We start from the raw sequence: 3,642 nt of genomic DNA on the forward strand, positions 1-3,642 counted from the left end.
TGCACCGCCATCCTCTGGCGTAAATTTTATGGTTAATTTACCTTTGCCTTTGGTTACAAAATCGGTAGCGCGGTACTGATCGCCAAAAGCGTGGCGGCCAATGCATATAGGGGCTGTCCAGTTTGGTACAAGGCGCGGTACGTTTGCCATAACAATGGGCTCGCGGAAAACCGTTCCATCTAATATATTACGGATGGTACCATTTGGCGACCTCCACATTTGTTTTAAGCCAAATTCTTCAACACGCTGCTCATCAGGTGTGATGGTGGCACATTTAATACCTACACCATATTTTAAAATAGCGTTGGCAGCATCAATGGTAACCTGGTCGTCGGTCTCATCACGATACTCGATACCAAGGTCATAATATTTTATATCCAGGTCAAGATAAGGGATGATCAGTTTATCTTTTATAAATTTCCAGATGATGCGGGTCATTTCATCACCATCCAGCTCAACTACCGGGTTTTCTACTTTAATTTTTGACATACCTGATTTATGGTTAATTTTATTTAAACGGCTTCAAACTTACATAAAATTTTATTTGTAAAAATTCATGTGCCCAACTAATTGACAAAAATAAACCAATTATTTATCCCTTACTTATTGATAGGTTTATGGCTGCTAAAATTAATCGCTAAATACTTCGTTTTAAGCATTATAAACAATTAATTAAAAGATACTATTGCTTTTTAAAACTTTGATACTACTTTTATAAAAATTAAACACCTGCTAATCAGCACTACCATCGCTCTTATATATGACAAAGTTGCTTATTAAAACAACCGTATTCACCTTAGCATTATCAGCAATAACATTGGTATCAAAAGCACAGTTAGGCTATGATTATGCACAATATGATATTGGCTTTGGCGGTAGCTTGAACCAGGTGTATGGCGACGCCGAGATTGTAAAAACCAAACCCGCCGCGCATGTAAACTTCACTTACAACCAAACACCTTTTGTTAATTATGTGGTTGAGATACAGGCAGGCACGCTTGAAGGTGGTGATGCCTATAAAACATTATCGGGCAGGTTTTTTAAAAATAATTTTACGGCATTGGTTTTCAGAGGGCAGTTACAGGCCGGCGAGATCATAGACTACTCGCAAGGTGGTTTGATGAATGTGCTTAAAAACTTTTACGTATCTACAGGGTTGGGGTACATTTTAAATGATATAAAAAACGACCCGCAGCATTACAACAACGTATCAAACACCGACCCGCAATTTACAACTCCCGGGCTTACTAAAAGCAACGAGCTTTATATCCCTGCACGCCTTGGCTATGAGTTTAAGTTGTTTAACCAGTATGGCCAGCCATCATTTAAAGTTGACCTGGGGGCGCAATACAATATGGATTTTACCGATAATATGGATGGTTTTACTGCCGGCAAAAGCAAGGATAAAATGATCCAGTATTCTATTACTTTTAAGTTTGCCCTGGGCGATGTTACATCTTATCGCAAGCAAATAAATTAATACAGGGTATTGCCTCCGTACTAATTTTTTGGCAGGGTTTTTAGTGTATATTAAAGCAAAACTATAACTATGATACCTGATAATCAAAACCCGGATTTTGTTACTGACCCAGAGGACAGAGACACCCCATTAAACGATAACAGTAACGAGGCTGCCGATAGCGAAAACCTCAACTACGACGCAACTACCAACAGTTACGAGTACGACGTAAAAGGCGATAACCCCGATTACGACCATCCCGACCCTTATGATACTGCCGCTAAAGACGGCGAAGATATGAACTCGACCTACGACGAGGCCAACCCTTATGATACCAAAGGCGAATACGACGAAAACCGGTCGTTAGAAACCGATGCCGAAAACTTAGGCATGCATATAGATAGTGGTAAAATTGTAGAAATAAACCCGCGCGATGCTGCTTTGGCACACACGCCCGAGGATGACCGAGATGACCTTGACGAAGAAGGTTATCCTAAAAATGATACACCAGCGCATTAATATTGGTGGTTGGTTTTAACCACAGAGTATTCAGAGAATATATTGTTCATTAACACAGAGAGCACAGAGGTTTTAATATTCCTCTGTGCTCTCTGTGTATTATCTTAGTGCTCTCTGTGGTTAAATAAATCTAATCAAAATCCAAATTAAATTTATTCTTCAGTTCAATAAGCTGTGGGTTTTTGGCCGCCAGGTACTGGAATTTTTCCATTGCGGTATAAGGCCTGCGGGCAACGGTTTGCTCATCAACACGGGCATTAACCTCAATGCTAAAGTTCTTTAAGGTGGTACGCAAAAAGTTTAGCAGGTATGGGCGCTCGTCCCTGAATGCCATCTCCTGTACTTTGTTAGCTACCGGCACTTCAAAAGTTTCTGGGCCAAGCACTATTGGCGTAACCGATGTAAATATAGTATACAAGGTTGCCGGTTTGCCATCAGCTTTCAGCTTTGCCCCGTGGTTGGTCCAAAGTTGTAAAAACCGGTCAATGGTAAAAGCTTCTTTATCGGTACCTTTTAAATAAGGGTCTTCTTCTTCAAGCGCGGCCTCTTCTACCTGCTTACCCAAATCTTTTAATGATGGGATCTTAACAGAGGTAGCTGCCGTGTGTACATTAGGGATAAATACCTTTGGCTTTTCGGCGGGCGGCTCGGGTTTGGTGCCGACAACCGGAATTGCCATTGATGGCGTAGCCGGAGCGCTAACTGACTGGCTGACTTTATTATAAGTAACCGGGTTATCCCTGGCTACGGTCATTTCGTCTGCAACAACTGGTGCTGGCGGGGTATTATTTACTGAGGTATCAGGTTTTTTTTTTACCTCCCCGTTTGGGGCAGCACCATTTTCGCTCAGCGGCATGGCCGCGAGATTGAACACCGAGAGCAGGTTGCTCATCTTCAGCAAAGCAAGCTCTACCTGTAAGCGTTGGTTTTTACTAAGCTTGTAGCTGATATCGCACTGGTTGGCAATATTCATGGCCGATAGCAGGAACGATACCGATGCCGCCTGCGATTGCTGCAGGTAACGCGCCTTAATGGTTTCGCTAACTTCCAGCAATTTTATAGTTGATGTATCCTTACCCACCAGCAGGTTACGAAAATGCTCTGACAGGCCCGATATAAAATGAGCACCGTCAAAACCCTTGCCCAATATCTCATCAAACAAAAGCAGCGATTGGGCGCTGTCTTCGCTTAAAAGCTTATCGGTTATATTAAAGTAGTAATCGTAATCAAGTATGTTCAGGTTATCAATAACCGATCGATAGGTAACGTTGCCGCCGCTAAAGCTCACAATCTGATCAAACATCGACAGGGCATCTCGCAGGCCGCCATCTGCTTTTTGGGCAATGATGTGCAGGCCGTCGTTCTCGTACGTAATGTTTTCTTTTTGGGCGATGTTTGCCAGGTGGCCGGCCATGTCATCCACCTTTATGCGGTTAAAATCAAAAATCTGGCAACGCGAAAGGATGGTTGGCAGTATCTTATGCTTCTCGGTAGTGGCCAGTATAAATATGGCGTAGTTAGGTGGTTCCTCAAGCGTTTTCAGGAAGGCGTTGAACGCCGCCTGCGACAACATGTGCACCTCATCAATAATATAAACCTTGTAGCGTGCGGCTTGTGGCGGTATACGTACCTGGTCTATCAGGCTGCGGATGTCATCAACCGAG

At 42.9% G+C, this 3,642-nt stretch carries 4 protein-coding genes; 2 read left to right on the plus strand and 2 right to left on the minus strand.

Going from position 1 to position 3,642, the window contains the following annotated elements:
- Positions 1-489, minus strand: a 489-nt coding sequence (locus WC615_RS22805) for an isocitrate/isopropylmalate family dehydrogenase (protein ID WP_372980325.1), incomplete at its 3' end; no start/stop codon positions are given.
- A gap of 271 nt (positions 490-760) precedes the next feature.
- Here WC615_RS22805 and WC615_RS22810 point away from each other — a divergent pair.
- Together WC615_RS22810 and WC615_RS22815 are read left to right on the plus strand one after the other, a co-directional pair.
- Positions 761-1,480 (plus strand): hypothetical protein, encoded by a 720-nt coding sequence (locus WC615_RS22810; protein WP_372980326.1) that lies wholly within the window; start codon positions 761-763, stop codon positions 1,478-1,480.
- Positions 1,481-1,549: 69 nt separating this feature from the next.
- Complete coding sequence (locus WC615_RS22815) at positions 1,550-1,978, plus strand: hypothetical protein (protein WP_372980327.1); 429 nt, start codon at positions 1,550-1,552, stop codon at positions 1,976-1,978.
- Positions 1,979-2,108: 130 nt separating this feature from the next.
- Here the strand turns inward: WC615_RS22815 and dnaX are convergent.
- The coding region (dnaX, locus tag WC615_RS22820; RefSeq protein WP_372980328.1) for a DNA polymerase III subunit gamma/tau at positions 2,109-3,642 on the minus strand (1,534 nt) is incomplete at its 5' end.

It is taken from the genome of Mucilaginibacter sp. (assembly GCF_041663085.1).
GTDB lineage: Bacteria > Bacteroidota > Bacteroidia > Sphingobacteriales > Sphingobacteriaceae > Mucilaginibacter.